Genomic DNA, 22656 nt, shown 5'->3' on the forward strand with positions numbered 1-22656 from the left:
CATACCCGCCACCCCCGAGGAGCACCATGCCAGGCCCGACCGTCGACGCCGACGGCGACCAGACCGTCCCCGCAGCCCCCGGCCGACCCGACGCACCGAGCAGCAAGGCCCCGTTCGCCACGGCCACCGTGGCCGTCCTGGGCAGCCTCGCCGCGCTCGGGCCGCTCACCACCGACCTCTACCTGCCCGCGCTGCCCGAGCTCACCGCCGACCTGCACTCCACGGCGCCCGCCGCCCAGCTCACCCTGACCGGCTCGCTGCTCGGCATGGCCGTCGGCCAACTGCTGTTCGGCCCGCTCAGCGACCGGATCGGGCGCCGCCGCCCGCTGCTGGCGGGTCTCGCCGTCTACACCGCGGCCAGCGTGATCTGCGCCCTCGCCACCTCGATGCCGATGCTGGTCGCCGGCCGCGCGCTGCAGGGCGCGGCGGGCTCCGCCGGGCTGGTGATCGCCCGGGCGATCGTCCGCGACCGGCTCGAAGGCGTCGCGATGATACGTTTCCTCGCCACCATGGGCCTGATATCCGGCCTCGCCCCGATCCTCGCCCCCGTCGTCGGCGCCCAGCTGCTCCACGTCACCGACTGGCGCGGCACCTTCTTCACCCTCGCCGTGCTCGGCGCGCTGCTCACCGCCGGCTCCGCGCTGGGCATCCGCGAGACCCTGCCGCCCGAGCGCCGCCACAGCGGCGGCCTCGGCACCACCGTCCGGGCCATCGGCGGCCTGCTGCGCGACCGCCCGTTCCTCGGCTACCTGCTCACCAGCACGTTCGCGTTCGGCGCGCTGTTCGCGTACGTCGGCGGCTCGTCGGTGGTGCTGCAGGAGGTGTACCGGATCTCCCCGCAGACCTACAGCCTGGTCTTCGCCGTCAACTCGATCGCGCTGGTGGCCGTCACCCAGCTGAACGGCCGGGTGCTGGTGCAGCGCTTCCCCGGGCCGGTGCTGCTGGTCTCCGCGCTCACGGTCGCCGTGGCGGCCGGCGTGGCCGTGGTGCTGTGCACCACCGTCTGGGACACCGGCCTGGCCGGGGTGTGGCCCGCGCTCGCCGTCATGATGGGCGCGATGGGAGTGATCATGCCCAACGCCAACGGACAGGCCCTCACCATGGCCCCGCACGCCGCCGGTTCGGCGTCCGCGCTCCTCGGCACCTGCACGTTCCTGTGCGGCTCGATCGTCGCCCCGCTCAGCAGCGCCGCCGGCCACCCGTCCGCGACCGCCCTCGGCGTGATCGTGCTGAGCTGCTCACTGCTGGCGCTGCTGTCCTTCCTGCCACTGGCCCGCCGGGAGTGACGGGCCGTCGGCGGTGACGGGCTGTCGGGAGTGACGGGCCGTCGGCGCCGTCGTCTCCTGGCGGGCCGTCAGTGCGCGGTGCCGCGGGCCAGCAGTTGGGCGCGGGCGTAGTCGGCGAGGGCCGGGCCGGCTGCGGTGGCGGCGGCGTCGGCGGTGGTGCCGCCGGGGCTGACGGTGCCGGAGACGGTGAAGTACGCGTAGCGGCCGATCGCGGCGTGGGTGCCGGTGCAGCCGGGGCTGGTGCAGTAGGAGGTGTGGCCGGACGGGACCAGGCCCTGGAGCTGGCCCTTGAAGCCGGTCATCACCGCGTCCGCCTGCGCCTTGGAGTCCATCACCGCGATGCCGACGGTGACGGCGCTGTTGCCGGAGGTGTAGGTGACCCGGAGCACCGCCCGGCAGGACTGCGCGGCCAGGACGTCGCCGAGGTTGCCGGTGGTGGTGTGGTAGCAGGTCGGGTTGAGGTCGTCGGTCAGCCGGGTCCAGGTCTTGCCGTTGATCTGCAGGCTGCCGGCGGGCAGCACGCCGCCGGGGGTGATCGGGGCGGTGTCGGTGGCCGCCGCGGAGATCACCGTCAGCGGGTCGGGCGGGCCCGGCTTGGCGGGCGGCGCGGAGGTGGCCGGCTTGGAGGCGCTCTTGGCGGGGCTGCGACTGGCCCCGGGGCTCGGCGAGCCACTGGCCGAGGCCGACGGGGAGGCGGAGTCGCCGGGGGAGGGGCTCGGGCTGTCGACGGGCGGGCCGTCCGGGCCGTCCGAGGTGGACGCGGTGGGCTGCTGCGAGGCGACTTCGACGACGGCGCCCTGCTTGGCGTCCGGCTTGTTCGGTCCGGCGGTGGCGGCGACGGCGGCGATCCCGCCGACCGCGACGACCGCCGCGACGATCCCGCCGGTGGCCATCAGCCGCTTGCGGCGGGTCTGTTCGCGCTCGTGCTCGTCGGCGAGCGCCGCCCAGTCCGGCTCGTCGAGCTGGATCTGCGGCGGGAACGCCGGTCCTTGCGGCCGACCGGGCCCGCCCTGGTTCGTTCCCCACCCGTTGGTCATGGTCGCTGATCCTAGAACACCCGCCCGAACGCCGGTTGGTACGGCCCCGGTCGAACGGGACGTTCCGGATGGCGGGGTCGGGGCAACGGGCCGCGCCCGGCCGGTGGCGGAAGGAGCCACCGGCCGGGCGCGGCCGTTGTGCGGGAGGTGTGGGGGCGTCAGGCGATGGAGAAGTCGTCGCCGTAGACCGCGCCCTGGCCGTACCAGCCGTGCAGGTAGACCGTGACGGTGCCGGTGGCGCCGGTGGTGAACGGGACGCTCACCTTGGTCCAGGTGGTGCCGTTGGCCCAGGTGGAGGCGGTGGCGCCGCCGCTGACGCCGACGTAGGAGTACGGGCCCTGGACCCAGGCGGTCAGGGTGTACGCGTGGTTCGGGGCGAGGGTGACGGTCTGGTCGCACTCACCGGTGGTGCCGGCGGTCGGGGTGACCTGGAGGGCCTTGGAGCCGCTGTGGACCGGGCTGCCGACAACGGCCGCGCCGCTCTGGCAGGTCCACGGGGCGAGGCTGCCGGTCTCGAAGTCACCGTTGACCAGGCCGCCGGACGGGGTGACGCCGGTGACGGTCAGCGCGTAGGTCGCGGTGTGGGTCTGGCCCGCGCCGGTGCCGGTGACGGTCAGGTTGTAGGTGCCCGGGGCCGCCGAGGCGGTGGTGGCGACGTTCAGCGTGGCGGAGCCGCCGGCGGTGACGCTCGCCGGGCTGACGGTGGCGGTGACGCCGGCCGGGGCGCCGGAGACCGACAGGTTGACGGTCGCGGCGGTGCCGGAGGTGACGGCCGTGTTGACGGTGCTGGTGGCCGAGGAGCCGGCCTGCACGCTGCCGGAGGCGGAGGAGAGCGCGACCGAGAAGTCGGAGGCGGTGCTGCCGCCGGTGACGGTCAGGGTGTACGTCGCCTGGTGGCTGCCGTTCGCGCCGGTGCCGATCACGGTCAGCGGGTAGCTGCCGTTCGGCACGGCCGAGGTGGTGGAGACGTTCAGGGTGGCGGAGTTGCCGGCGGTCACCGTGGAGGAGCTCAGCGACACGTTGATGCCGGGCACCGGCTGGGTGGCCACCGCCAGGTTGATGCTCTGCGCGGTGCCGGAGGTGACGGCCGTGTTGATGGTGGCCGAGGCGGACGCGCCCGCGGTGACCGAGCCGGCGGCCGGGCTCAGCGCCAGCGAGAAGTCGTTCGCCGGGGTGGTGGTGCCGCTGGTGAACTGGGAGAAGATGTGGCTGAAGTCCCACTTGTTCTGCTGGATGCCGGAGCACTCGTCGTGGCCGGCCTGGCCCGGGCAGCCGCCGTTGTCGCGCTGCAGCGCCCAGAAGGACAGCGTGTTGATGCCCTTGGAGACGGCCCAGTTGTAGACCGTGGTGGCGTTGGCGACGGTGAAGGTCTCGGCGGCGCCGAAGTCGTCGATGCCGGGCATCTCGATGATGCCGATCATGCCCCAGAGCTGGGCGGCGGTCTTGGTCGGGTACAGCTTCGCCAGCTGGTTGTACAGGCCCTGCGCGGAGGTCTGGGTGTCCGCGGCCATGTCGTGCGGCTGGTTGTCGTAGTAGTCGAACGTCATCATGTTGACGACGTCGATGCGCGCGTTGTTGGTGACCGCGTTCTTCAGCACCGCGAGGCCGCTGGAGGCCAGGCCGCTGGTGGTGGTCGGCAGGGTGTAACTGAACTGGATGGAACGGCCGTTGGCCGCCGCCCAGTCCTCGACGATCTTGATCGCCTTGTTGCGGCGGTCGATGCCCGCGGTGTTGGTCAGCGAGTTGTCCTCGATGTCCAGGTCGATCCGGGAGACGTCGTAGGTGGTGATGACGTTCTCGAACTGCGCGGCGATCTGGTTGACGTCGGTGCACGAGTCGGCGATCTCGGTGCCCGTGTTGTCGGCGGTGTAGCCGCCGTAGGACGGGATCACGTCGCCGCCGTTGGCGCGGATGGTCGCGATGTCGGCGCCGAACACGGAGTTGGACACCGGCATGGAGGTGTCGCCGTTCCACAGCGCGGTGCAGGAGCCCTTGGTGGCGGCCTGCAGGAACGCCATGGTGAGGTGCTTGACCCCGGACTGGGAGGCCAGCGCGGCCGGGCTCTCGCCCGTCCAGGACTCGAAGTACGGGGCGAAGACGTGCTGCGGCAGCGGGGTGGCGGCCTGCGCGGGGGCGGAGATCAGCCCCAGCGAGGCGGCCGCCATCGCGCCCGTGGCGAGCAGCGCTTGGAGTGGTCGGTGAAGGCGCATCGAGTCTCCATCAGGCATGGGAGGATGGCCTCGTGCCGCAGTTCGGGCACGGGGCAAGGGGTCGGCCTGGTTCAGGGAGTGCCGGGGTGGTGCGGGGCGGTACGACAGCCCCGGCCGGTGGTCACACCCCCACGATGCGTTCCGGTCGGGAAATCAACGCTCCCATGGTTGGTCTGGACCACTGATCTGTCAAGACTCCTAACTGTCCGTCCCACCAGGTGTCCTGACATGCCGTCGGCCCCGCACCCGGTGCTTCGGGTGCGGGGCCGACGGGCGGAGCGGGGCGTGGGTCAGCCCAGGCCGTTGCTCTTCAGCCAGTCCTTGGCGACCGCCGACGGGTCCTCCTTGTCCACCGCGACGCGCTTCATCAGCGCCGTCAGCCCGGCGGTGTCCAGCTTCGCCGAGACCGCGTTCAGCGCGGCCGTCCCGGTGCCGTCCAGGCCGGCCTTGTTCACCAGCGGGGTGACGTTCTGCGAGCTGAACAGGTTCTTCGGGTCGTCCAGCGAGACCAGCTTCAGCTGGACGATCTTCGGGTCGGTGGTGAACACGTTGCCGACCTGGACGGTGCCGTCCTTCAGCGCGTTGGCGGTGGTGTCGGCGGTCGGCTTCCACTCCTTGAAGGTCAGCCCGTACACGTCCTTGAACTGCTGCTCGCGCCGCGACTTGAACTCCGGCGGGCCGCCCACCACCAGGTCCTGCGACTTGCCCGCGAGGTCGGCGATCGACTTCACGCCCAGCCGGTCGGCGGTGTCCTGGGTGACCGTCAGCGAGTCCTTGTCCTCGGCCGGCGCCGAGTCCAGGATCCCCAGCCCGGCCGGCAGCTTCGCCGTCAGCTCGGCGTTCACCGCGTCCTTGCCGGTCGCCGTCGACTTCGCGTCCAGGTAGCCCAGCAGCGCCCCGTTGTACTCCGGCAGCACCGTCAGCGCACCCGACTGGAGCTGCCCGTACAGCACCTCCCGACTGCCGATGTTGAACTTCTCCTCGACCTTCACCCCCTTGGCCTGCAACGCCTGCGAGTAGATCGACGCCAGCAGCACGTTCTCCGGGAAGTTCGCCGAGCCGACCACCACGGTCTTCCCCGAACCCCCCTGTCCGGCAGGTGACTTCGCGGCCAGTGGGTCGCCCCCGCCGGAGGAGGAGCAGGCCGCCGCGCCGAGCATCAGCACGGCGGCGGCGACGGCGGTTCGGACCGGACGGGTCGTCATATCAGTTCCTTCGACAGTGCGGGGGAGCCCGCGGGTTCGTCAATGTGGGCGGTGCGCGTGCCGCGTGGCGTCGCGTACCGGATGAGCAGGGCGAAGAGGAGCTGCACGGCGACGGCCAGCAGGACCACCAGGAGGGCGCCGCCGACGGTGGTGGCGAAGTCGCGGGTGGCGAGGCCGTCGATCACGTAGCGGCCGAGGCCGCCGAGGCCGACATAGGCGGCGACGGTGGCGGTGGCGATCACCTGGACGGCGGCGGTGCGGGCACCGGCCAGCACGGTGGGCAGAGCGGCCGGCAGGCAGACCTGGAACAGCGTCTGCGGGTGGGTCAGACCGATGCCGCGGGCCGCGTCGCGGACGTCCGGATCGGTGCCGCGGATGCCCTCGGCGGTGGCCACCAGCAGCGGCGGCGCGGCCAGCGCGGTCAGTGGCAGCAGCACCGCGGTGTCGCCGACGCCCGCCAGCAGGACGGCCAGCGTGACCAGGCCCAGGGTGGGCAGCGCGCGGGCCACGCCGGTCAGCGCGGTGACCAGGAACAGGCCGCGCCCGGTGTAGCCGATCAGCAGGCCCAGCGGCACCGCGAGCAGCGTGGCCAGGGCGAGCGCCTCGGCGGAGAACGCCAGGTGCTCCAGGACCCGGTTGAGGATGGAGTCCGGCCCCGACCGGTGCGCCGGGTCGGTGACGAAGGCGTTCAGCCAGTCCAGCCAGTTCATCGCGCCACCCCCGTCGCCCACGGCGCGAGCAGCCGGCGGGCCGCGACCAGCAGCAGGTCGCAGGCCAGCGCCAGCAGCGCCACCAGCACGATCCCGGCCAGGATCGGCGTCGGGAAGGTCCGCTGGAAGCCGTCCACGAACAGGTAGCCGAGGCCGCCCCGGCCGATCAGCGCGCCGACCGCCGCCAGCGAGATCGAGGAGACCGCCGCCACCCGCAGGCCCGCTATCAAGTACGGCACCGCGGCCGGGAGTTCGACGGCGGCCAGCCGGTGCCACGGCCCGTAGCCCATCGCCGTGGCGGCCTGCCGCACCGGCTCCGGCACCGCCCGCAGCCCGTCCACCGTGGTCGGCAGCAGCACCGCCAGCGCGTAGCACGTCAGCGGCACCATCACGGTCTCCCGGGTGGCCAGCCCGGTGTACGGGATCAGCACCACGAACACCGCCAGCGAGGGCAGCGCGTACACCACGTTGAACACCGCCGCGAGCGGCTGGTACAGCCGCGGGAAGCGGGTGCAGGCCAGGCCCAGCGGCACCGCCAGCAGCAGGCCGATCAGCACCGGCACGAGCGCGATCACCGCATGATCGCCCGTCAGGCCGGCCAGGTAGCCCAGGTGCTCGCCGAGCCAGCGCCAGCGCACCAGCGGCTCACCGTCCAGCATGGTCCACCTCCGCCCCCGACGCGTGCGTCCCGGAGCCGGGCGCCGCCGTCTCGGCGAGCGCGGCCACCACGGCGGCCCGGCTCGCGGTGCCGATCGCCCGGCCGTCGGCGTCCACCGCCACGGCGTGGCCGGACGGGGCTAGCACCGCCGCGTCCAGCGCCGAGCGCAGGTTGTCCCGGGCCGGGGCGAACACCGGCACCGGGTGGCGCCGGCCGTCGTGCAGCCAGTGCTCCGGGCGGCCGTCCTGATCCAGCGTCAACAGCCAGCCGTCGTAGGCCGGTTCGAGTTTGGTGAGCGGAACGTCGACGGCCGGGCGCAGGCCCAGGCCGCGCAGGCCGCGGTCGCGCCCCAGGAAGGCGGCCACCCCGGCGTCCGCCGGGGCCGTCAACAGGGTGTGCGGGTCCGCGAGTTGGGCGATCTCGCCGTGTTCGCGCAGCACCACCACCCGGTCGCCGAGCCGCACCGCCTCCTCGATGTCGTGCGTCACGAACAGCACCGTCTTGCCCAACTCGGCCTGAAGGCGCAGCAGTTCCTCCTGCAAGCCGGTGCGCACCAGCGGATCGACCGCGCTGAACGGCTCGTCCATCAGCAGCACCGGCGGATCCGCCGCCAACGCCCTTGCCACGCCCACCCGTTGCTGCTGGCCGCCGGAGAGCTGGGCCGGGTACCGGCGGGCGGTCTCCGGCGGCAGGCCGACCAGCTCCAGCAGCTCCGCGGCCCGGGCCCGGGCCCGCTTGCGGTCCCAGCCGAGCAGCCGGGGCACCGTCGCGACGTTGTCGATCACCCGGCGGTGCGGGAACAGTCCGGCCTGCTGGATGACGTAGCCGATGCCGCGCCGCAGCTGCGCCGCCGGCAGGGCGGCGACGTCGGCGCCGTCCAGCAGGACCCGGCCGCCGGTCGGCACCACCATCCGGTTGACCATCCGCAGGATGGTGGTCTTGCCGCAGCCGGACGGGCCGACCAGGACCGTGGTGCGGCCCGCCGGTACGTCGAGGTCCAGGCCTCGGACGGCAACCGTGCCGTCGGGGTGGCGCTTGGCGGCGCCCTCGAATCTGATCACGGAAGGGTCCTAGCGATGGCCGAGCGGATTATCGAACACTGATCTGAATACGTCTGTCCGGCTTCCCGGACGACGATCAACGCAAACCTTGATCCACCGAACGGGTGGGGAGGCCGGCCGCGGCCCAGGCCACGAACCCGCCGTCCAGGTCGGTGGCCCGGAACAGCCCCAACTCCCGTAGCGAGGCGGCCGCGAGAGAAGAGGCGTAGCCCTCCGAGCAGACTACAATCCACGGCACGTCATGTCCGGTTGCCTCGGGAATCCGGTGGCTGCCGGTCGGGTCGAGCCGCCACTCCAGCACATTGCGTTCGATGATCAGCGCCCCCGGAATCTCACCCTCCCGGGCGCGCTGTTCGGCCGGACGGATGTCCACCAGCCGGGCACCGGCCGTCACCGCCTGCCAGGCCTGTTCCGGGTTCGGCCGCTCCAGCCCGGCCCGGGCGCGGGCCACCAGCTGATCGATCGTCGTCACCACTGCTCCGGTCCTTCCGTCGCGGTCTGCACCAGGCCGCCGGCCCGCAGCTCGTACCTGGACATCTCGGCCAGCGGCGGCGAGTACGCGTGCAGCGTCACCGCCGGGCCCGGTGAGGTGTTGCGGACGTCGTGCAGGTACTGCGGGCCGAACGCCCGCTCGTCGCCCGAGGTCAGCCGGCGCACCGTCAGCCCGTGCTCCGGGCCGGCCAGCGCCAGCTCCTCCAGCTCGCCCAGCGCCACCGTGAACGCCCCGCGCGAGCCGCCGTGGTCGTGGAACCCCGTCGACTGCCCCGGCAGCCAGCTGATCAGCCAGACCTCGTAGTCCTGGGCCAGCTCCAGGCGCTCGTACCAGCGCTCCTCGGCGGACAGTCGGACCCGGTGGAGCCAGTGCTCGGGGCGTTCGGCCAGGTCGCGGACGATCCGGCGGAGCGCGTTCGGGGAGAGCGGTGGGCGAGTGGGGGTGTCGAGGACGGTGGGCATGGGTCTCCTCCGGGGGTGCCGGACGGCCGGCACCGGGGAGCGGTGCGCGGCGGGCGGCGGGAACGGGACGGCGAGGGCACCGCCGAACGGGCGGATGCGGGTGCTGCGAGGGGTTGCGGCAGGCCCCGGATCAACTCACAGGGATGCGCGCGGGCGGGGTATCGCGAAGATCAACAGGCACACATGTCGCTCGCCTGGCGTCGCAGGTCGACGTGCAGGCGGCAGACCAGGAAGGTGCCGGGATTCATGTCGCCGATGCTTCACGACGCGGTGGCGGCGCGTCAAGTTCCGCCACGATCGGATCGAATGGTGAGCGAATCCGTCTCGCCATCCGGGAAATGACCGTCGGCCCGCACTCCGGGGAGAGTGCGGGCCGACGGGGTTTCGGGGGTGGGATCAGTTGTCCTGGCCGGCGTTCTCGTCGGCCTGGGCGGCGGCGCTGTCCGCCGCGTCCACCTTCTGCTGCATCTGCTGGACCTGCGCGTCGTCCGGCCCCTTGGTGGGCCCGGCGGGCCCGGCGGGCGCGGCGGTCGGGCCGCAGGCCGTCAGCAGTGCCGCCGCGGCCAGCGTGAGCGCGGCCAGGGCGGCGGCGGGTCGACGGGTCACTTGCCGGCCGCCGGGGCGTTCTTCGCGCACCAGTCCGCGACCGACTTCAGGTCCGCCTTGCGGGTGTCCAGGGTCGTCACCAGGGCCCGACGGGCGGTCAGGCGGTCGTTCAGGTACTTCTCGATCTCGGCGTGGCCGGCCTTGTGCGCGTCGTCCACCCGCTGCTCCAGCCGGGCGATCGACCCGTTCACGCCGGCGTCGCCGTGCAGGCGGGTCAGCGCCTTGTCGATCCGCTCCTCGGTCTTCGGCAGCCGCTTGCAGATCGCCTTCGCCCCGTCGCCCTTCGGCGCCGTCCCGCTCGCCGCCTGCGCCGGTCCCGCCGCCAGCACGGCGCCCGCCAGCGCGAGCACCCCGGCCACGGCGGCCGTCCGGTTGATCCGCATGGCACTCCCTTCCCACTGCGTGGTTCACGGCCGGACCGCCCGGCCGTGAACGGACCGTACGGCGACTTCTTGTGGAAACCCTGTGGGACCGGGAGCGCCGGCCGGCTCAGCCCGAAGCGGACGTCAACCAGTCTCGCGGGGACGGTAGTTGCGGGTCGTGCGGCGGTTCGCGCAGCAGTGGCAGGCGGACGTCCAGGCGGCAGCCCGGAGCGTCCGGGCGGGCGGTGACGGCGGCGGAACCCCGGTGCAGGGCGGCCTGTTGGGCGACCAGGGTGAGCCCCAGGCCGGAGCCCGGGCTGTCGGGGCGGCGGTGGAAGCGGTGGAAGACGGCCTCGCGCTCGGCGGGCGGGACGCCCGGGCCGCGGTCGTCGACGGTGAGGTGCGCGGTGGGGCCGTCGATCCGCAGCCGGACGTCCACCTCGGCGGGCCGGCCGGCCGCCCCGCCGTGCACGGCGGCGTTGCCCAGCAGGTTGTCGAGCAGGATCCGCAGCCCGGCGTCCCAACCGAACACCCGCGCCTCGGACGGGAGTTCGGTGCGGAAGACGGTCTGCGGGTGGCGGCGGCCGGCCTCCGCGACGGCGGCGTCCACCAGCTCGGCGAAGTCCACCGGCCCGAACGCCGACACCTCCACCAGATCGCCCCGGGCCAGCATCGACAGCGCACTCAGCAGGTCCACCGTGCGGGCGTGGTCCTGCTGCAACTCGGCCAGGATCTCGGCACGTTCGGCGGCCGGCAGGTCCGGGTGCGCGGACAGCACGTCCAGATTGGTGCGCAGGCTCATCAGCGGGGTGCGAAGCTCGTGCGAGGCCGCCGAGGAGAACGAGCGCGCCGTGTCCAGGGCCTGCCCGGTGCGGGCCGCCTGCTCGTCGTACCGGGACAGCAACAGGGCGATCGCGCCCGAGAGTTCGTCCAGCTCGGCGGTGCCCGTCCGGGTGTGCGCGAACACCGCGTGCCCGGTCCGCGGATCCAGCGTGGCCGCCCGGCGGCCCAGGCGGCGCAGCGGGAGCGTCGCCCGTTCGGCCAGCGCGAAGGCGATCAGCCCCGAGAGCGGGGCGGACAGGGCGGCCACCAGCAGCACGCGCTGCCGCAGCGCCCGCAGTTCGGCGGCCGGCTCCCCGGCGGGGGAGAGCACCCAGAGCGTGCCGGTGGCGCTGCCGCTGTCCAGCTTCACGGCCAGCACCCGCCAGGCCCGGCCGTCCTGCCGGATCGTCACGGTGCCGGCGGCGGGCAGGAGCCCGGGATCGTCGGGCTGCGATCCGGCCGCGAGCAGGACGGCGCCGTCGGGGGCGGCGATGCGGACCCCCGCGTCCAGGGCGGCGTCCAGGACCTTGCGCTGCTGGTTCTGCTCCGCCTTCGGCCGGCCCCGGGCGTCGGCCGTCAGCAGGGCGCGGGCGCCGGGGAGCAGCGCGGCGGCCCGGTCGCCCAGCCGGGTGTCCTGGCGGCGGTGCAGGTCGGCGCCGACCAGCGGCAGCAGGAGCGCCGCGGCGGCGGCCACCAGCAGTGGCACCAGCACCGCGGCGCCGAGCGCGATCCGGGTGGAGAGCTTCACCGGCCGCCGCCGGCCCGGGAGTCGGGGGCGCTGTCGGGGGAGCTGTCGGGGACGCTGTCGGGCGCGCGCAGCACGAAGCCCACCCCGCGAACCGTGTGGATCAGCCGGGGTCGCCGACCGGACGCCTCCAGCTTGCGGCGCAGGTAGGAGACGAAGGTGTCGACGGCGTCGCTGCGCACCTCGAAGTCGTAGCCCCAGACCCGGTCGAGCAGCACCTCGCGGGAGAGCACGATGCCCGGGTTGCGGGCGAACTGGGTGAGCAGCTCGAACTCGCGGCGGGTCAACCGGAGTTCCTCGTCGTCCCAGAACGCCCGGTGGGTCTGCGGGTCGATCCGCAGCGGGCCCGCCCGGAGCAGGTCGGAGGGCTGGGGCGGGCGACGGCGCAGCAGGGCGTGCAGGCGGAGCACCAGCTCCTCCAGTGCGAACGGCTTCACCAGGTAGTCGTCGGCGCCGGCCTGCAACCCGGCCACCCGGTCGGCGAGTTCGTCCAGCGCGGACAGCATCAGCACCGGGGTTTCGTCGCCCCGCGCCCGCAGCGTCCGGCAGACCTCCGTCCCCGCGAGGCCCGGCAGTCCGACGTCGAGCACCACGACGTCCGGGGGCGTCCGGGCGAGCTGCGCGAGTGCATCGCGCCCGTCGCCCGCGAGCGCCACGGCGAACCCGCTCAGCCGCAGGCCCCGTTCGAGACTCCGCCGGATCGCCGCATCGTCGTCGACGACCAACACCCGCCCGCCCACTGCGCCACCTCCGGACCGACCAGCTCCCTGTACGGGCACCGACTTTCGCACAGGCGGGCGGGAGGGGGACGGGAGGGGTCTTCGCGGTGGTCGCGGCCCGTCGGGCGGTTACGGCTCGTCGTGCCAGGAGAAGGCGGCTATCCGCCAGCCGTCGGGGGTGCGGGCGAACTGGAAGGTCTTGGTGCCGGTGCCTCCGTAGGGCTTGCCGTCGAGCAGGCCGGCCTTGGCGTAGCGGCCGATGCGGCAGGCGACGGTGTCCAGGATGTCGGTGTGCTCGCTCAGCTCCCACTCGTGGAAGTCGGTCAACCGACCGTCGGCGAGCAGGACTTCGCGGGGGCCGATGAACTCCTCGACGGTGAAGGTGGCGTACCGGGGCGAGGTCACCACGACGACGGCGCCGGGGAGCATCAGGCGGCGCAGGCGGGCGACGTCGGCGGGGCGGCCGTCGCGGTTGTCGAAGGCGTCGAAGAACTCGGTGGTGAGGCGGTCGAGTTCGGCCTTGGCCTCGGGGTCCGGGAGCAGCTGCGGCTGCGGGAGCGACATGGCCGGAACAGTAACATTTTACTGATCCCGGTGGGTGGAGAACGGCGGGCGGGCCCGTCGAGGTGACGGGCCCGCCCGGAGGATCACGATCGGTCGGGGGTCAGGTCAGTGGCGCTGGCCTCCCTTGCGGCGCCACCAGATCAGGCCCGCGCCGAGCAGCAGCAGTCCGCCCGCACCGACCGCGGCCGGGACGGTGAGGTCGTCGCCGGTCTCGGGCAGGTGCTTGTGCTCGCGCTCGTGCTTGGTGGGCTCGGGCTTCGGGGTCGGGCTCGGGCTCGGCGAGGCGCTGCTGATGGTGGTCGAGGTGGTGCAGCTGCCGGCGCAGGCGCCGGGCTCGCCCGGGGTGGCGGAGTTCGACAGCCTGGTGCCGTCGGCGACGCCGTCGTTGACGGTCACGCTGTAGGTGATGGTGATCGAGGCGTCGGCGGCCAGCGGGCCGGACCAGGTCAGGGTGGTGCCGGTGACGGTGGCGCCGTTGGTGGCGTCGTTGTTGTAGGTGGCGTTGTTCAGGACGTTGCTGAGGTCGTCGGTGAACGAGGCCGGGTTGGCGTCGGTGAAGTCCGCGCCGCTGGTGTTGTGGACGGTCACGGTGTAGGTGACCTGGTCACCGGGGGCCGCCGTCATCGAGGACACCGTCTTGGCGATGGTGAACCCCTGGACGGGCGTGTCGGTGGTGCAGGCGGCCGCCGAGGTGCAGCTGCCGTACCGGCCGGTCGCGGCCAGGTTGGTCAGCTTGGTCTCGGCGGGGACGTTCGCGTTCGCGGTGACCGAGTAGCTGAGGGTCGTGCTGCCGCCGACCGGCAGGCTCAGGTCCCAGGCCAGCGTGCTGCCGGTCAGGGTGCCGCCGTCGCTGGCGTCGTTGTTGTACACGGCGTTGTTGAGGACGCCCGCCAGGTTGTCGGTGACGTGCGCCGGCGGGGCGTCGCCGGGGGCGGTGCCGAACGGGACGGCGCCGGTGTTGGTGACGGTCAGCGCGTAGGTGACGATGCCGCCGGGGGCGACCGAGGTGGGCTCGGCGGTCTTGCTCAGCGAGAACTCGGCGATGGGCGTGTCCAGCGAGCAGACGTCGGCGCAGGTGCCGGTCGGGCCGGGCGTGGCCGCGTTGGTCAGGACGTGGTTGCCGCCGGTGTCCGGGCTGTTCACCACCACGTCGTAGCTGACGGTGTGGGTCTCGCCGACGGCCAGCGGTCCGGACCAGGTGACGGTGTTGCCGGAGGCCTGGCCGCCTCCGGTGATGGACGCCGGGTCGAGGGTGGCGTCGGTCAGCACGTTGGTCAGGTTGTCGGTGAACGACGCCGGGTTGGCGGCCGTGTAGTCGGTCAGCCCGGTGTTGTGGACGGTGACCGTGTACGTCACCCGGTCGCCCGGGCCGACGAAGTTCGGGGCCGCGACCGAGGCGCTCTTGGAGATGCTGAACGTCGGCGGGAGGGTGCCGGTCGGGCAGGCCGTCGACGTCGCCATGTTGTTGGTGAGGTCCGGGTCGGCCTCGTAGCCGAGGACGTTGACGGTGTTGGTGATCGCGCCGCTGACGCAGTCGGTGCCGGCCACGGCGGGCGCGGTGCCGGTCACCGTGATGGTGTTGGAGCTGGCGGCGTCCAGCGGCCCGTCGGAGCACTGCAGGTAGTTGTGGCCGCCCTGGGCCGTGATCTGACAGCCGGGCGTGGAGGTGGTCGGGTTGAGCAGGTTGTCCGGCAGGGCGTCGTTGACGATGTAGCCGGAGGACTGACTCGGCCCGAGGTTGGTCACCACCATCGCGTACGTGATCGTGTCGCCCGGGCTCCACTCGGCGGGCCCGGTCTTGGAGATCGCCAGGTCGGTGGGGATGCCGTAGTAGGACGCGCCGTCGTTCTGGGTGCTCGCCGGGCCCGCGGTGGAGGAGATCAGGGTCGCGGACGGGCTGGCCGAGGTCGCGTTGTTCAGCTGGATCTGGTAGATCCGGCCGGTGTTGTTGTCCGAGATGCCGAGGTTCCCGTTGCCGTAAACCCACTGGGCGCCGAACGGGTCGGCGGGCAGCGTCGCCGGCGCGGGGAACGAGATGACCGCGCCGGTGTTCGGGTCGATCCGGTAGATCAGGTGGCCCTGGCCGTAGACGCCGAACAGGTAGCCCTGGGTGGCGACGATGTCCGAGAGGTTCGGCACCGCGGACTGGAGCGTGATCAGGCTGGACGTGTGGGTGAGGACGTTGACCGCGTACAGGTGGGTGTCGTCGGTGGCCTGACGGACGTACAGGATGTTCGAGGCGGCGCCCTCGCCGATCGTCCCCTGGTTGAAGTTGTACGTGGCGGTGGAGGGCAGGCCGACCGCGCCGAGGTCGGTCGCCATGCCCTGCTGGCCGATCCGCAGCAGGTGGCCGTTTTCCTCGATCGCGTACAGGTACATGTCGTTCGTGTCGAAGCCCATGCCGTTGTACGGAAGCGAGCTGGTGCCCTGGAGGGAGAAGGTGATCTCGCCCGGGCCCTGTACCGCCTCGTACAGCGTCGTGGGCTGGCCGCGGGCCGGGCCCTGCGCGACGAACACCAGACCGGGCCCGGCCGGGAACGGGTCGCCCGGCGCCGCCGTGGCCGGCGGTGGCGCCAAGAGCGGGAGCGAGGCTGCTGCCAGCGCTCCCGCAACGATCGTTCCGACCCACCATCGACGAGCCATCCGGGCGGCCCTCCGTCCACTGTTCGGGAATTGCGTGGATCGTAGGCTGACGAATCATCAAGTAAGGCATATAAGGGCCGAATGAGGGCATGTCAGGCATCAGTAAATATGATTGCCGGGCTGGTTGAGTGCGGACGACAATCCGCAGCATGAGCTCTGTGATTCGCCACGTGACCATCGACAGCCACGACGCCTACGCCCTCGGCTCGTTCTGGGCGGAAGTCCTCGAACTTCCGCTGCACCCCGAGGACTTCCCCGGAGACCCGGAGGCGGTGATCGAGGGGGCGGGCCTGCTGTTCGTGACGGTCCCGGACGCGAAGGCCGTCAAGAACCGCGTGCACTTCGACCTCCAGCCGCAGGACCGTACCCGGGACGAGGAGGTCGTCCGGCTGCTCGGCCTGGGCGCGGTACTGGTCGACGACCGGCGCAACGCCGACGGGACCGGCTGGGCCGTGCTGGCCGACATCGAGGGGAACGAGTTCTGCGTCGAGCGCAGCAAGGCGGAACGCGAGGGCTGATCCCGGCGGCTGCGGGTTGCGGGTTGCGGGTTGCGGGTTGCGGCTATGGCTGTGGTGTCGGCCCGCGGCCGGGCTCGGGGGCGGGCCGAATCCTTTTCGGCGGCCGTCCCCTCCTACGGGCACATCCTCCGGCGGACGGCCGCCGGAGGCGACAGCTCGGAGGTATCCCATGGCAGTGGCCATCGCGATCGGCGCCGGCGCGGTGCTGGTCTGCACCTGCGTGTTCGTGCTCAAGTCGAAGCGGGGCAAGCGTGGTTGAGGCGGCCTGGCCCGCGGACGAGGTGATCGCCGCAGCCCGCTGCGGCGACCCGGCCTCGATCGACGCGCTGGTGGCGGGCGCCCATCCGAAGGTGCGGCGGTTCGCGCACTCGCTGTGCGCCAGCCCCGAGGACGCGGAGGACGCCGCGCAGGAGGCGCTGATCATCCTGTACCGGCGGATCGGCATGCTGCGGGCCACCGGCGCGCTCGCCTCGTGGCTGTTCCGGATCGTCCGCAACGAGTGCCTGCGGCGGATCCGGGTGCTGCCCGCCGTGCCGCAGGCGCGAGTTGCGGTGGTGGACTCCGCCGAGCAGGAGGCGCTGCGGCGGCTGGACGCCGCACGGGTCGGCGCGGCGATCGCCGCGCTGCCCGACGAGCAGCGGCGGGTGCTGATCATGCGCGACTTGCAGGGCTACGGCGGCCGGGCGGTCGCGGAGGCGCTCGGGCTGAGCACCGCCGCGATGAAGTCCCGGCTGCACCGGGCCCGGGCGGCCGTCCGGGCCGAACTCGGAGGTCCCCGATGAGCGGCCGGCCCGACCTCGCCGGCCCGACCTTGACGCGTCATCTGCTGCGCGGCGGGCTCGGCTTCGGCGCGATCGCCGCCGCGTTCGCGCTGCTGCCGGTGGCCGGGCCGGTCGCCCTGCTGCTGGCACCGCTCGGGCTGGTCGCGCTGCGCGGCTGCCCGATGTGCTGGACGATCGGGCTGGTCCGGGCGGTCTCCCGGGGAAGGCTGGAACGGGAGTGCCGCGACGGCCGGTGCACGCTCAACCGGGTGTGATGCCGAGGCGATCGGGCGGATGATCGGATGAACAGAGCGGCTGGGCCGGCAGGGGGAACGGCCGCCGGTTCTGCACCCTCCGCCGCGGGCGGTCGACCAGACTTCGTCACGTCGATCGCCCCCGAGCGGCGGAGGAACCAGCCGTCATGAGCCCAGCCACCGCGCACCGCGCCACGACCGGGCCACTGGCCGAACTCCTCGCCCGGACACCCGCCCCGGCGCCGCACCCGCACGCCGAGGCGCTGCACGCCGAGATCGCCCACTGGCTCACCGGCACCGGCCTCCTCGACGCGCCCGCCACCGCGCACTTCCTCGACCGCGGCCACCTCGACCTCGCCGCCCGCTGCTGGGGCGACGTCCCCGCCGGGCCGGGGCTGCGGGCCGCCACCAAGTGGCTGGTGCTGACCCGGATCCTGGACGAGCGCGTCGACGGCCGCGACGAGACCGCCCGGCGGACACTCGCCGCGCTCCAGTCGCTGACCGCCACCGGCCACGTCGTCCCGGCCGCGCGGACCGAACCGGACGGCGCGGAACTGCCACTCGTGCGTGCCTTCGAGGAGCTGCGACGGGACGGGGCGACCCTCGCCGGGCCCGACTGGCAGGCCCGCTCGGCCGCCGACTTCCGCGCCCACCTGGACAGTTCACTCGACCAGTGGGAGGCCTCCGGCTCCGCCCCGACCGTCCCGCAGTACCTGACCCACGGCGGCCGCGACGGCGCCACCCGCTGCGCGGCCGGCTGGGGGGAACTCGCCCACGGCCTCGACCTGCCCGACCACCTCCACCGCCACCCGCAACTCACCGACCTCCTGACGCGCTTCAGACACCTGGTCCGCTGGATCGGCGACCTCGGCTCCACCGACCCGGCCACCGGCCAGAACCTGCTGCGCGCCCTGGAAGTCCACCGCGGACTGCCGTCGCACCTCGCCGCCACCAGGGTCGCCGAGCTGTGCGCCGCCGAACTCACCACCCTGGAATTCCTCGCCGACGGCATCGCCCGCGGCTCCCACTGGCCCACCCAGGTCCGCCGCCACGCCCAGGGCCTGGTCCGCCACGTCCACGCCCTGATCCACTGGACGGCAGGCGCGCCCGCGCAGCAGCGCTGAGACGAGGGGCCGGGCGAACGGGCTCGGGAGGGGGCGGCCGTCGAGCGGGCGGAGAGACACGGTGCGACGGTCCATGAGCCGGACAGCACAGCGGAGTTGAGGCCGGGGGGCGGCATCCGTGGGCGGCCGATCGGCTCCGTCAGGCGGCGGGCCCGCGTGCGGGAGGTCGTCGTCGAGCCAGCAGGCGGAGTGGGAGGTGACGGCGAGGAGTTCGGCGAAGGCGGCCGTGGCGGGGCCCGCGATGAGCTGCGGGCCGATGGCCCAGAGGCCGGGCGGGAGCGGGGAGTCGGGCGTGGCGGCGGGGGCGGAGACGGGGCTGAGGAAGGCGGGGGAGGCGAGGGCGTGGCCGCGCCGGGTGGCGAATGCGGCGGTGGCGGCGAGGAGTTGGGCGGGGGAGGCGCCGTGGCGGAGCTCGTGCAGCAACACGTCCCGGTAGGCGGGGAGTTCGGCGATCAGCGCGTCCGTGGCCGGGTGTCGGCCGAAGGTGACGGTGAGGACGGCCGGGGCGGCGCAGCCGCCGAGACGCGGCGTGCCGCGCAGGACGCAGCCGGTGCCGGGGCGCAGCCGGGGGCCGGGCAGCGGGCCGCGGCGGGGCGGGCCGAAGCGGACCCGGGGGCGGAGGGCGAAGTCGTGCACCCCGGCGGAGGCGAAGGTCAGCCGGAGCAGGTCCGCGGCCTGCCGCTCGGTCAGCCCGGGGGTCAGTCGGGACGCCGCCAACCGCAGGCAGCGGTAGGCGAGTTGCTGGAGATCGCGGTAGCGGTCGAGTTCGGACTCCTCCAGCGGGAGCGCGGCGGACGGCCAAACCGGGCTGCTGATCGGCATGGTTCCTGGCCTCGGGGTGGGGTGCGGGCCAACGGCGTGGGGGCAGGCCGCTGTTGAGTGGAACTCAAGAACTGTTGAGCAGTACTCAAAAGTAGTCAGGCGGCCGGGGAAGTCAATACGATGCGCAAATGCCTTCCTCCCCGGTACCGGCACGACGGCTCACCGCCGACCAGCGCCGACGACAAATCCTCGGCAGCGCCCGGGAGTTGATGCTCGACCGGGGACTGGACGAAGTATCGGTGGAGAGCGCCGCGGAACAGGCCGGGGTCTCGCCGGGCCTGCTGTTCCACTACTTTGGCTCGCAGGGCGGCTTCCGGGACGCCCTGGTCGAACTGGTCGCGCAGGAGTTGCTGGAACAGATCGCCCCCGACCGGACACTCGCTCCGTCCGCCCAACTCCGGTCCGGCATCGAGAGGTTCGTGGACACGGTGGTCCGCCACCCGAAGCTCTACCAGGCGGTGGCCCGGCACGGCGCCCGCGGCGGACCGGGCCGGATGGCCGGCCTGCACCGGGCCGCCCGGGCCACCATGGCCGACTGGATCACCGGCGCGGTCGCCACCGCCGGGGCCGACCGCACCCCCAGGCTCCGACTCGCCGTCGCGGGCTGGCTGGCGTTCATGGAGGAGGCCGTGCTCGGCGCCCTGTCCGGGGTCGAGGTCGGCCGTGACGACCTGGTCGACCTCTGCGAACGCACCGCCTACCAGGTGCTGGAGACCGCCGTCGCCGACCCCGCTCGCTGGCCCGCCGTCCGCGCCGCGCTCGACCGGCCGCCGCAGCCGGAGTCTTGACAGTCGATCATCCGCGCCGTCACGCTCACCGCCACGCACCGGCCGTCGGCCGGCCCTGCGGCGAACAGGAGTCGGCGATGACGGAGCAGGTCGAACAGCGGGCGGGCCGGCCGTGGCGGCGGATCGTCCTCGCAACGCTCGGGGCGCTGCTGGTGACGGCGCTGGTCGCCGCCGTCGCCGCCGCGGCGCTCGCCGTCCGGGTCGACGGGCACAGCATGGAGCCCACCCTGGTGAACGGGCAGCGCCTGCTCGCCGTCCCCGGCACCGCCGGGCGCGCCGAACGCCTCGACGTGGTGCTGCTGCGCACCCCCGGGCGGGACACCACCATGGTCAAGCGCGTCATCGGCCTGCCCGGCGACCGGGTGGAGATCCTCGCCCGGCCGGACGATCCGTTCGTGGTGCTGGTCCAGCCCGGCGGAAGCGGCCAGTGGTACCGCGTCGACCTGCCCACCGGGCGCGACCAGGACCGGCACGCCTCGCCGTGCTGCGCCGCCGACGGGCGCAAGCAGTCCGTCGCCGCCGCCCAACTCGTCCCGCCCGGAAAGCTGTTCTTCCTCGGCGACAACTCCGACCACTCGGACGACGCCCGCAGCTTCGGCTGGGGAGACCTCGCCTCCGTCACCGGCCGGGTCGGGTGGAGCGTCCTGCCGCTCAGCAGGATCGGCGCGCTGTCGTACCGGGCCGAGATGACTCCCGTCGCGGCACCGGAGGAGAACTGACGGATCGTCAGGTGAGGCAAGCGATGCGGACGAAGACCTCGGCGATGCGGCGGGCGGAGTCCTCGGGGGTGGCGGCGCCCTGGACGATGTGGCTGGCGGTGAGGCGGACCACGGTGTCGGCGGCGAGGGCGCGGGAGTCGGGGTCGATGGCCGGCCAGGCCTCGGCGGCGTAGTCGGCCAGCACGGCGGTGGCGGTGGCGAAGACCGGCTCGGCGTGCGTGGTGAGGTGGGCGAACATGCCGTCCGTGCCGTCGGGGGCGGCGGTGAGCATGGCGCGGGCGAGCGGGTTGCGGCCGGCCAGCCGCAGGGTGAAGAGCGCGGCGGCCTCGGCGGCGGCGCGCGGGTCGGCGCGGTGGGCGTCCAGGTGCTGCCCGATGCCGAGCAGGCAGCGCTCCAGTTCGCGCCCGAACAGGGCCTCGCCGAGCGCGTCCTTGGACCCGAACTCGTTGTAGACGGTCTGCCGGCTGACCCCGGCGACCGCGGCGACCTGGGTCATCCGGAGCCGGTCGAAGCCCTCGGCGGCGACGAGCCCGCCCGCCGTGTCGAGCAGTCGGTCGCGCAGCAGCGAGCGGACGGTCTCCCTGATCCATGCCATCGGTCGAGCATATCGACGCCCTGGCGGGCCTCGGGCCGCATGTGCTCAGGGTCTGCACATTCTATTGACACTCCATCTAGTAGTGCTTACTTTCTGGACACAATGCCGAAAGGTGTAAACCGCTCCGGGGGTCAGGGATGGGCTCCCGGGGCCGGACGACCCATGGAGACCCCCATGCAGGACGAGTCCACCGCCGCCGACCCGCAGCCCGCAGCCACCGTCGCACCGGCCGACCGCCGCGGCGTCACCCGGTGGCGCCGCTCGGCGCTGATCGCACTGCCCGCCACCGCCGTGGTCGCCGCGATGACCGTGGCGATGGCCCAGGGCGTACTGGCCGCGAACCTCTCACTGACCAGCGTTCCGTTCACGCTGTCCTCGACCACCGTGGCAGCACCCAAGGGCATCGGCGCCGTGCTGACCACCGTCACCGCGGGCAGCCCGACCGCCGCCGCCGAGGTCGGCCTCCCGAAGGCCGGGCTGGACGGCATCTGCATCCACGCCGTCCAGTCGGTCAACCTGCCGGTGATCGGCACCGTCGGCACCTGGTCGCTGAACATCAGCTCGCCCGCCGCCGCGACCCCGCTCACCACCGCCCAACTCGCCGCCGGCCAGGGCCTCCAGGCCAACAACCTGATCCTGGACGCGCAGGCCGTCAAGGGCGCCAGCGCGACCCTGAACGCCACCCCCGCCACCCCCAACCAGATCGGCGCCGCCGCCGACAGCGCCAACATCAAGGGCACCGGCATCAACGACGGCACCGCCGGCCAGTTCGGCCTGGACGCCACCGGCGGCGAGACCGACATCAGCGGCCTGCGGGCCAACGCCAACGGCGCCACCATCGGCGGCGCGATCACCCTGCCCAACCTGTCCATCAACCTCGCCAACGGCGACACCGCCGGCAAGGGCGCCGGCGGCAGCGACTGCTGACACCCCGTCGAAGACCTTCGGGCGGGACGGAACCTCCCCCCGTCCCGCCCGCCCCGCCCGTCGCTGTCGACCCGAGAGGCACCCCCCATGGCCCGCAACCCGCTGCCGGCACTCGACCGGGCCCGGCTCGCCGTGCGCCGCTGGCGCCGTACCCGCCCGTTCTGGGCCGCCCTGTGGACGGCACTCGGCGGCCTCGTCATCCTCTACCTGCCGCTCGCGCCGGTCGCGAAGATCCTGCACGTCGGCATCGGCGGCGTCAGCGGCATGGCCGCCGGGGCCATCCTGATCGCCCTCGCCCTGCTGATCCTGCTGCTGCCCGGCCAGCGCTACACCGCCGGAGTCATCGCCGTCATCGTCGGCGTCGCCTCCTTCCCGCTCAGCAACCTCGGCGGCTTCTTCGTCGGCATGTTCCTGGCCGTCCTCGGCGGCTCGATGGCCGTCGGCTGGATGCCCGAGAAACCCGCCCGCCGCCGGTGGCTGCGCCGCAACCGCCCCGCCGAGACATGACGGGTCGTCAAGTGGGCTCTGTGTACGGGAGTGACGGCAGGTGAACCGGAAGTGTTCGG

Annotated in this window: 24 protein-coding genes; 9 read left to right on the top strand and 15 right to left on the bottom strand. The window is 73.4% G+C overall.

Features of this window, described 5'->3' with window-relative positions:
• Positions 1-26 precede the first annotated feature (26 nt).
• A complete protein-coding gene (locus ACIQF6_RS02830; RefSeq protein ID WP_400889367.1) occupies positions 27-1286 on the top strand; it encodes a multidrug effflux MFS transporter in 1260 nt (419 codons plus the stop codon).
• A gap of 68 nt (positions 1287-1354) precedes the next feature.
• On the opposite strand, the gene ACIQF6_RS02835 is transcribed toward ACIQF6_RS02830, so the two are convergent.
• The 14 genes from ACIQF6_RS02835 to ACIQF6_RS02900 all read right to left on the bottom strand — a co-directional run bounded on the left by ACIQF6_RS02835 (position 1355) and on the right by ACIQF6_RS02900 (position 15516).
• Complete coding sequence (locus ACIQF6_RS02835; protein WP_400889369.1) at positions 1355-2323, bottom strand: hypothetical protein; 969 nt, start codon at positions 2321-2323, stop codon at positions 1355-1357.
• A 158-nt stretch (positions 2324-2481) separates the two neighbouring features.
• Entirely contained in the window at positions 2482-4533 is a 2052-nt protein-coding gene (locus ACIQF6_RS02840; RefSeq protein ID WP_400889371.1) for a carbohydrate binding domain-containing protein, read from the bottom strand.
• A 290-nt stretch (positions 4534-4823) separates the two neighbouring features.
• Positions 4824-5738 (bottom strand): ABC transporter substrate-binding protein, encoded by a 915-nt coding sequence (locus ACIQF6_RS02845; RefSeq protein WP_400889373.1) that lies wholly within the window; start codon positions 5736-5738, stop codon positions 4824-4826.
• A complete protein-coding gene (locus ACIQF6_RS02850) occupies positions 5735-6448 on the bottom strand; it encodes an ABC transporter permease (protein ID WP_400889375.1) in 714 nt (237 codons plus the stop codon). The genes ACIQF6_RS02845 and ACIQF6_RS02850 overlap by 4 nt, the downstream gene beginning before the upstream one ends.
• Positions 6445-7107, bottom strand: a complete 663-nt coding sequence (locus ACIQF6_RS02855; protein WP_400889377.1) for an ABC transporter permease — start codon at positions 7105-7107, stop codon at positions 6445-6447. The genes ACIQF6_RS02850 and ACIQF6_RS02855 overlap by 4 nt, the downstream gene beginning before the upstream one ends.
• Complete coding sequence (locus ACIQF6_RS02860) at positions 7094-8167, bottom strand: ABC transporter ATP-binding protein (protein ID WP_400889379.1); 1074 nt, start codon at positions 8165-8167, stop codon at positions 7094-7096. Before ACIQF6_RS02860 ends, ACIQF6_RS02855 begins: the two co-directional genes overlap by 14 nt.
• Positions 8168-8243: 76 nt before the next feature.
• Entirely contained in the window at positions 8244-8642 is a 399-nt protein-coding gene (locus ACIQF6_RS02865; RefSeq protein ID WP_400889381.1) for a rhodanese-like domain-containing protein, read from the bottom strand.
• The gene (locus ACIQF6_RS02870; RefSeq protein WP_400889383.1) at positions 8636-9121 is read right to left on the bottom strand and encodes a cysteine dioxygenase; all 486 of its coding nucleotides are present in this window, start codon (positions 9119-9121) and stop codon (positions 8636-8638) included. The genes ACIQF6_RS02865 and ACIQF6_RS02870 overlap by 7 nt, the downstream gene beginning before the upstream one ends.
• A gap of 396 nt (positions 9122-9517) precedes the next feature.
• Entirely contained in the window at positions 9518-9727 is a 210-nt protein-coding gene (locus ACIQF6_RS02875; protein WP_400889385.1) for a hypothetical protein, read from the bottom strand.
• Positions 9724-10110, bottom strand: a complete 387-nt coding sequence (locus ACIQF6_RS02880; protein ID WP_400889387.1) for a hypothetical protein — start codon at positions 10108-10110, stop codon at positions 9724-9726. The genes ACIQF6_RS02875 and ACIQF6_RS02880 overlap by 4 nt, the downstream gene beginning before the upstream one ends.
• A gap of 106 nt (positions 10111-10216) precedes the next feature.
• The gene (locus tag ACIQF6_RS02885; RefSeq protein WP_400889390.1) at positions 10217-11659 is read right to left on the bottom strand and encodes a sensor histidine kinase; all 1443 of its coding nucleotides are present in this window, start codon (positions 11657-11659) and stop codon (positions 10217-10219) included.
• Positions 11656-12396: a response regulator transcription factor gene (locus ACIQF6_RS02890; RefSeq protein WP_400889392.1), complete on the bottom strand. Its 741-nt coding sequence runs from the start codon at positions 12394-12396 to the stop codon at positions 11656-11658. The genes ACIQF6_RS02885 and ACIQF6_RS02890 overlap by 4 nt, the downstream gene beginning before the upstream one ends.
• A 108-nt stretch (positions 12397-12504) precedes the next feature.
• Positions 12505-12939 carry a DUF4440 domain-containing protein gene (locus tag ACIQF6_RS02895; protein WP_400889394.1) on the bottom strand — a complete coding sequence of 145 codons (435 nt, stop codon included), beginning with the start codon at positions 12937-12939 and terminating at the stop codon, positions 12505-12507.
• 105 nt (positions 12940-13044) lie between these two features.
• The gene (locus ACIQF6_RS02900) at positions 13045-15516 is read right to left on the bottom strand and encodes a DUF6923 family protein (protein WP_400889396.1); all 2472 of its coding nucleotides are present in this window, start codon (positions 15514-15516) and stop codon (positions 13045-13047) included.
• Positions 15517-15731: 215 nt separating this feature from the next.
• On the opposite strand from ACIQF6_RS02900, the gene ACIQF6_RS02905 reads away from it, so the two are divergent.
• From ACIQF6_RS02905 to lepB, 6 genes are all read left to right on the top strand, one after another.
• On the top strand, positions 15732-16100 hold the full coding sequence (locus tag ACIQF6_RS02905) for a VOC family protein (RefSeq protein ID WP_400889398.1): 369 nt from the start codon (positions 15732-15734) through the stop codon (positions 16098-16100).
• A gap of 251 nt (positions 16101-16351) precedes the next feature.
• Positions 16352-16882, top strand: coding sequence for an RNA polymerase sigma factor (locus ACIQF6_RS02910; protein WP_400889400.1), 531 nt, complete (start codon positions 16352-16354; stop codon positions 16880-16882).
• Positions 16879-17136: a hypothetical protein gene (locus tag ACIQF6_RS02915; protein ID WP_400889402.1), complete on the top strand. Its 258-nt coding sequence runs from the start codon at positions 16879-16881 to the stop codon at positions 17134-17136. Before ACIQF6_RS02910 ends, ACIQF6_RS02915 begins: the two co-directional genes overlap by 4 nt.
• A gap of 146 nt (positions 17137-17282) precedes the next feature.
• Entirely contained in the window at positions 17283-18239 is a 957-nt protein-coding gene (locus tag ACIQF6_RS02920; protein WP_400889404.1) for a terpene synthase family protein, read from the top strand.
• Positions 18240-19189: 950 nt separating this feature from the next.
• Positions 19190-19849 (top strand): TetR/AcrR family transcriptional regulator, encoded by a 660-nt coding sequence (locus ACIQF6_RS02925; RefSeq protein ID WP_400889406.1) that lies wholly within the window; start codon positions 19190-19192, stop codon positions 19847-19849.
• 77 nt (positions 19850-19926) lie between these two features.
• Positions 19927-20568 (top strand): signal peptidase I, encoded by a 642-nt coding sequence (lepB, locus tag ACIQF6_RS02930; RefSeq protein ID WP_400889408.1) that lies wholly within the window; start codon positions 19927-19929, stop codon positions 20566-20568.
• 7 nt (positions 20569-20575) lie between these two features.
• Here the strand turns inward: lepB and ACIQF6_RS02935 are convergent, their stop codons facing one another.
• Positions 20576-21163: a TetR family transcriptional regulator gene (locus ACIQF6_RS02935; RefSeq protein WP_400889410.1), complete on the bottom strand. Its 588-nt coding sequence runs from the start codon at positions 21161-21163 to the stop codon at positions 20576-20578.
• 174 nt (positions 21164-21337) lie between these two features.
• On the opposite strand from ACIQF6_RS02935, the gene ACIQF6_RS02940 reads away from it, so the two are divergent.
• Together ACIQF6_RS02940 and ACIQF6_RS02945 are read left to right on the top strand one after the other, a co-directional pair.
• The gene (locus ACIQF6_RS02940; protein WP_400889412.1) at positions 21338-22090 is read left to right on the top strand and encodes a cholesterol esterase; all 753 of its coding nucleotides are present in this window, start codon (positions 21338-21340) and stop codon (positions 22088-22090) included.
• Between the two features lie 87 nt (positions 22091-22177).
• Positions 22178-22597 carry a DUF6114 domain-containing protein gene (locus ACIQF6_RS02945; RefSeq protein ID WP_400889414.1) on the top strand — a complete coding sequence of 140 codons (420 nt, stop codon included), beginning with the start codon at positions 22178-22180 and terminating at the stop codon, positions 22595-22597.
• Positions 22598-22656: the final 59 nt, after the last annotated feature.

Origin of the sequence: Kitasatospora sp. NPDC092948 (assembly GCF_044754805.1) — a bacterium.
Classification (GTDB): Bacteria; Actinomycetota; Actinomycetes; order Streptomycetales; family Streptomycetaceae; genus Kitasatospora.

Coding starts and splice junctions, on each gene's coding strand:
- ACIQF6_RS02870 (WP_400889383.1), bottom strand. CDS start 9,121: ATGCCCACCGTCCTCGACACCCCCACTCGCCCACCGCTCTCCCCGAAC.
- ACIQF6_RS02855 (WP_400889377.1), bottom strand. CDS start 7,107: ATGCTGGACGGTGAGCCGCTGGTGCGCTGGCGCTGGCTCGGCGAGCAC.
- ACIQF6_RS02880 (WP_400889387.1), bottom strand. CDS start 10,110: ATGCGGATCAACCGGACGGCCGCCGTGGCCGGGGTGCTCGCGCTGGCG.
- ACIQF6_RS02835 (WP_400889369.1), bottom strand. CDS start 2,323: ATGACCAACGGGTGGGGAACGAACCAGGGCGGGCCCGGTCGGCCGCAA.
- ACIQF6_RS02925 (WP_400889406.1), top strand. CDS start 19,190: ATGCCTTCCTCCCCGGTACCGGCACGACGGCTCACCGCCGACCAGCGC.
- ACIQF6_RS02840 (WP_400889371.1), bottom strand. CDS start 4,533: ATGCGCCTTCACCGACCACTCCAAGCGCTGCTCGCCACGGGCGCGATG.
- ACIQF6_RS02915 (WP_400889402.1), top strand. CDS start 16,879: ATGAGCGGCCGGCCCGACCTCGCCGGCCCGACCTTGACGCGTCATCTG.
- ACIQF6_RS02935 (WP_400889410.1), bottom strand. CDS start 21,163: ATGGCATGGATCAGGGAGACCGTCCGCTCGCTGCTGCGCGACCGACTG.
- ACIQF6_RS02895 (WP_400889394.1), bottom strand. CDS start 12,939: ATGTCGCTCCCGCAGCCGCAGCTGCTCCCGGACCCCGAGGCCAAGGCC.
- ACIQF6_RS02850 (WP_400889375.1), bottom strand. CDS start 6,448: ATGAACTGGCTGGACTGGCTGAACGCCTTCGTCACCGACCCGGCGCAC.
- ACIQF6_RS02830 (WP_400889367.1), top strand. CDS start 27: ATGCCAGGCCCGACCGTCGACGCCGACGGCGACCAGACCGTCCCCGCA.
- ACIQF6_RS02905 (WP_400889398.1), top strand. CDS start 15,732: ATGAGCTCTGTGATTCGCCACGTGACCATCGACAGCCACGACGCCTAC.
- ACIQF6_RS02945 (WP_400889414.1), top strand. CDS start 22,178: ATGGCCCGCAACCCGCTGCCGGCACTCGACCGGGCCCGGCTCGCCGTG.
- lepB (WP_400889408.1), top strand. CDS start 19,927: ATGACGGAGCAGGTCGAACAGCGGGCGGGCCGGCCGTGGCGGCGGATC.
- ACIQF6_RS02920 (WP_400889404.1), top strand. CDS start 17,283: ATGAGCCCAGCCACCGCGCACCGCGCCACGACCGGGCCACTGGCCGAA.
- ACIQF6_RS02845 (WP_400889373.1), bottom strand. CDS start 5,738: ATGACGACCCGTCCGGTCCGAACCGCCGTCGCCGCCGCCGTGCTGATG.
- ACIQF6_RS02940 (WP_400889412.1), top strand. CDS start 21,338: ATGCAGGACGAGTCCACCGCCGCCGACCCGCAGCCCGCAGCCACCGTC.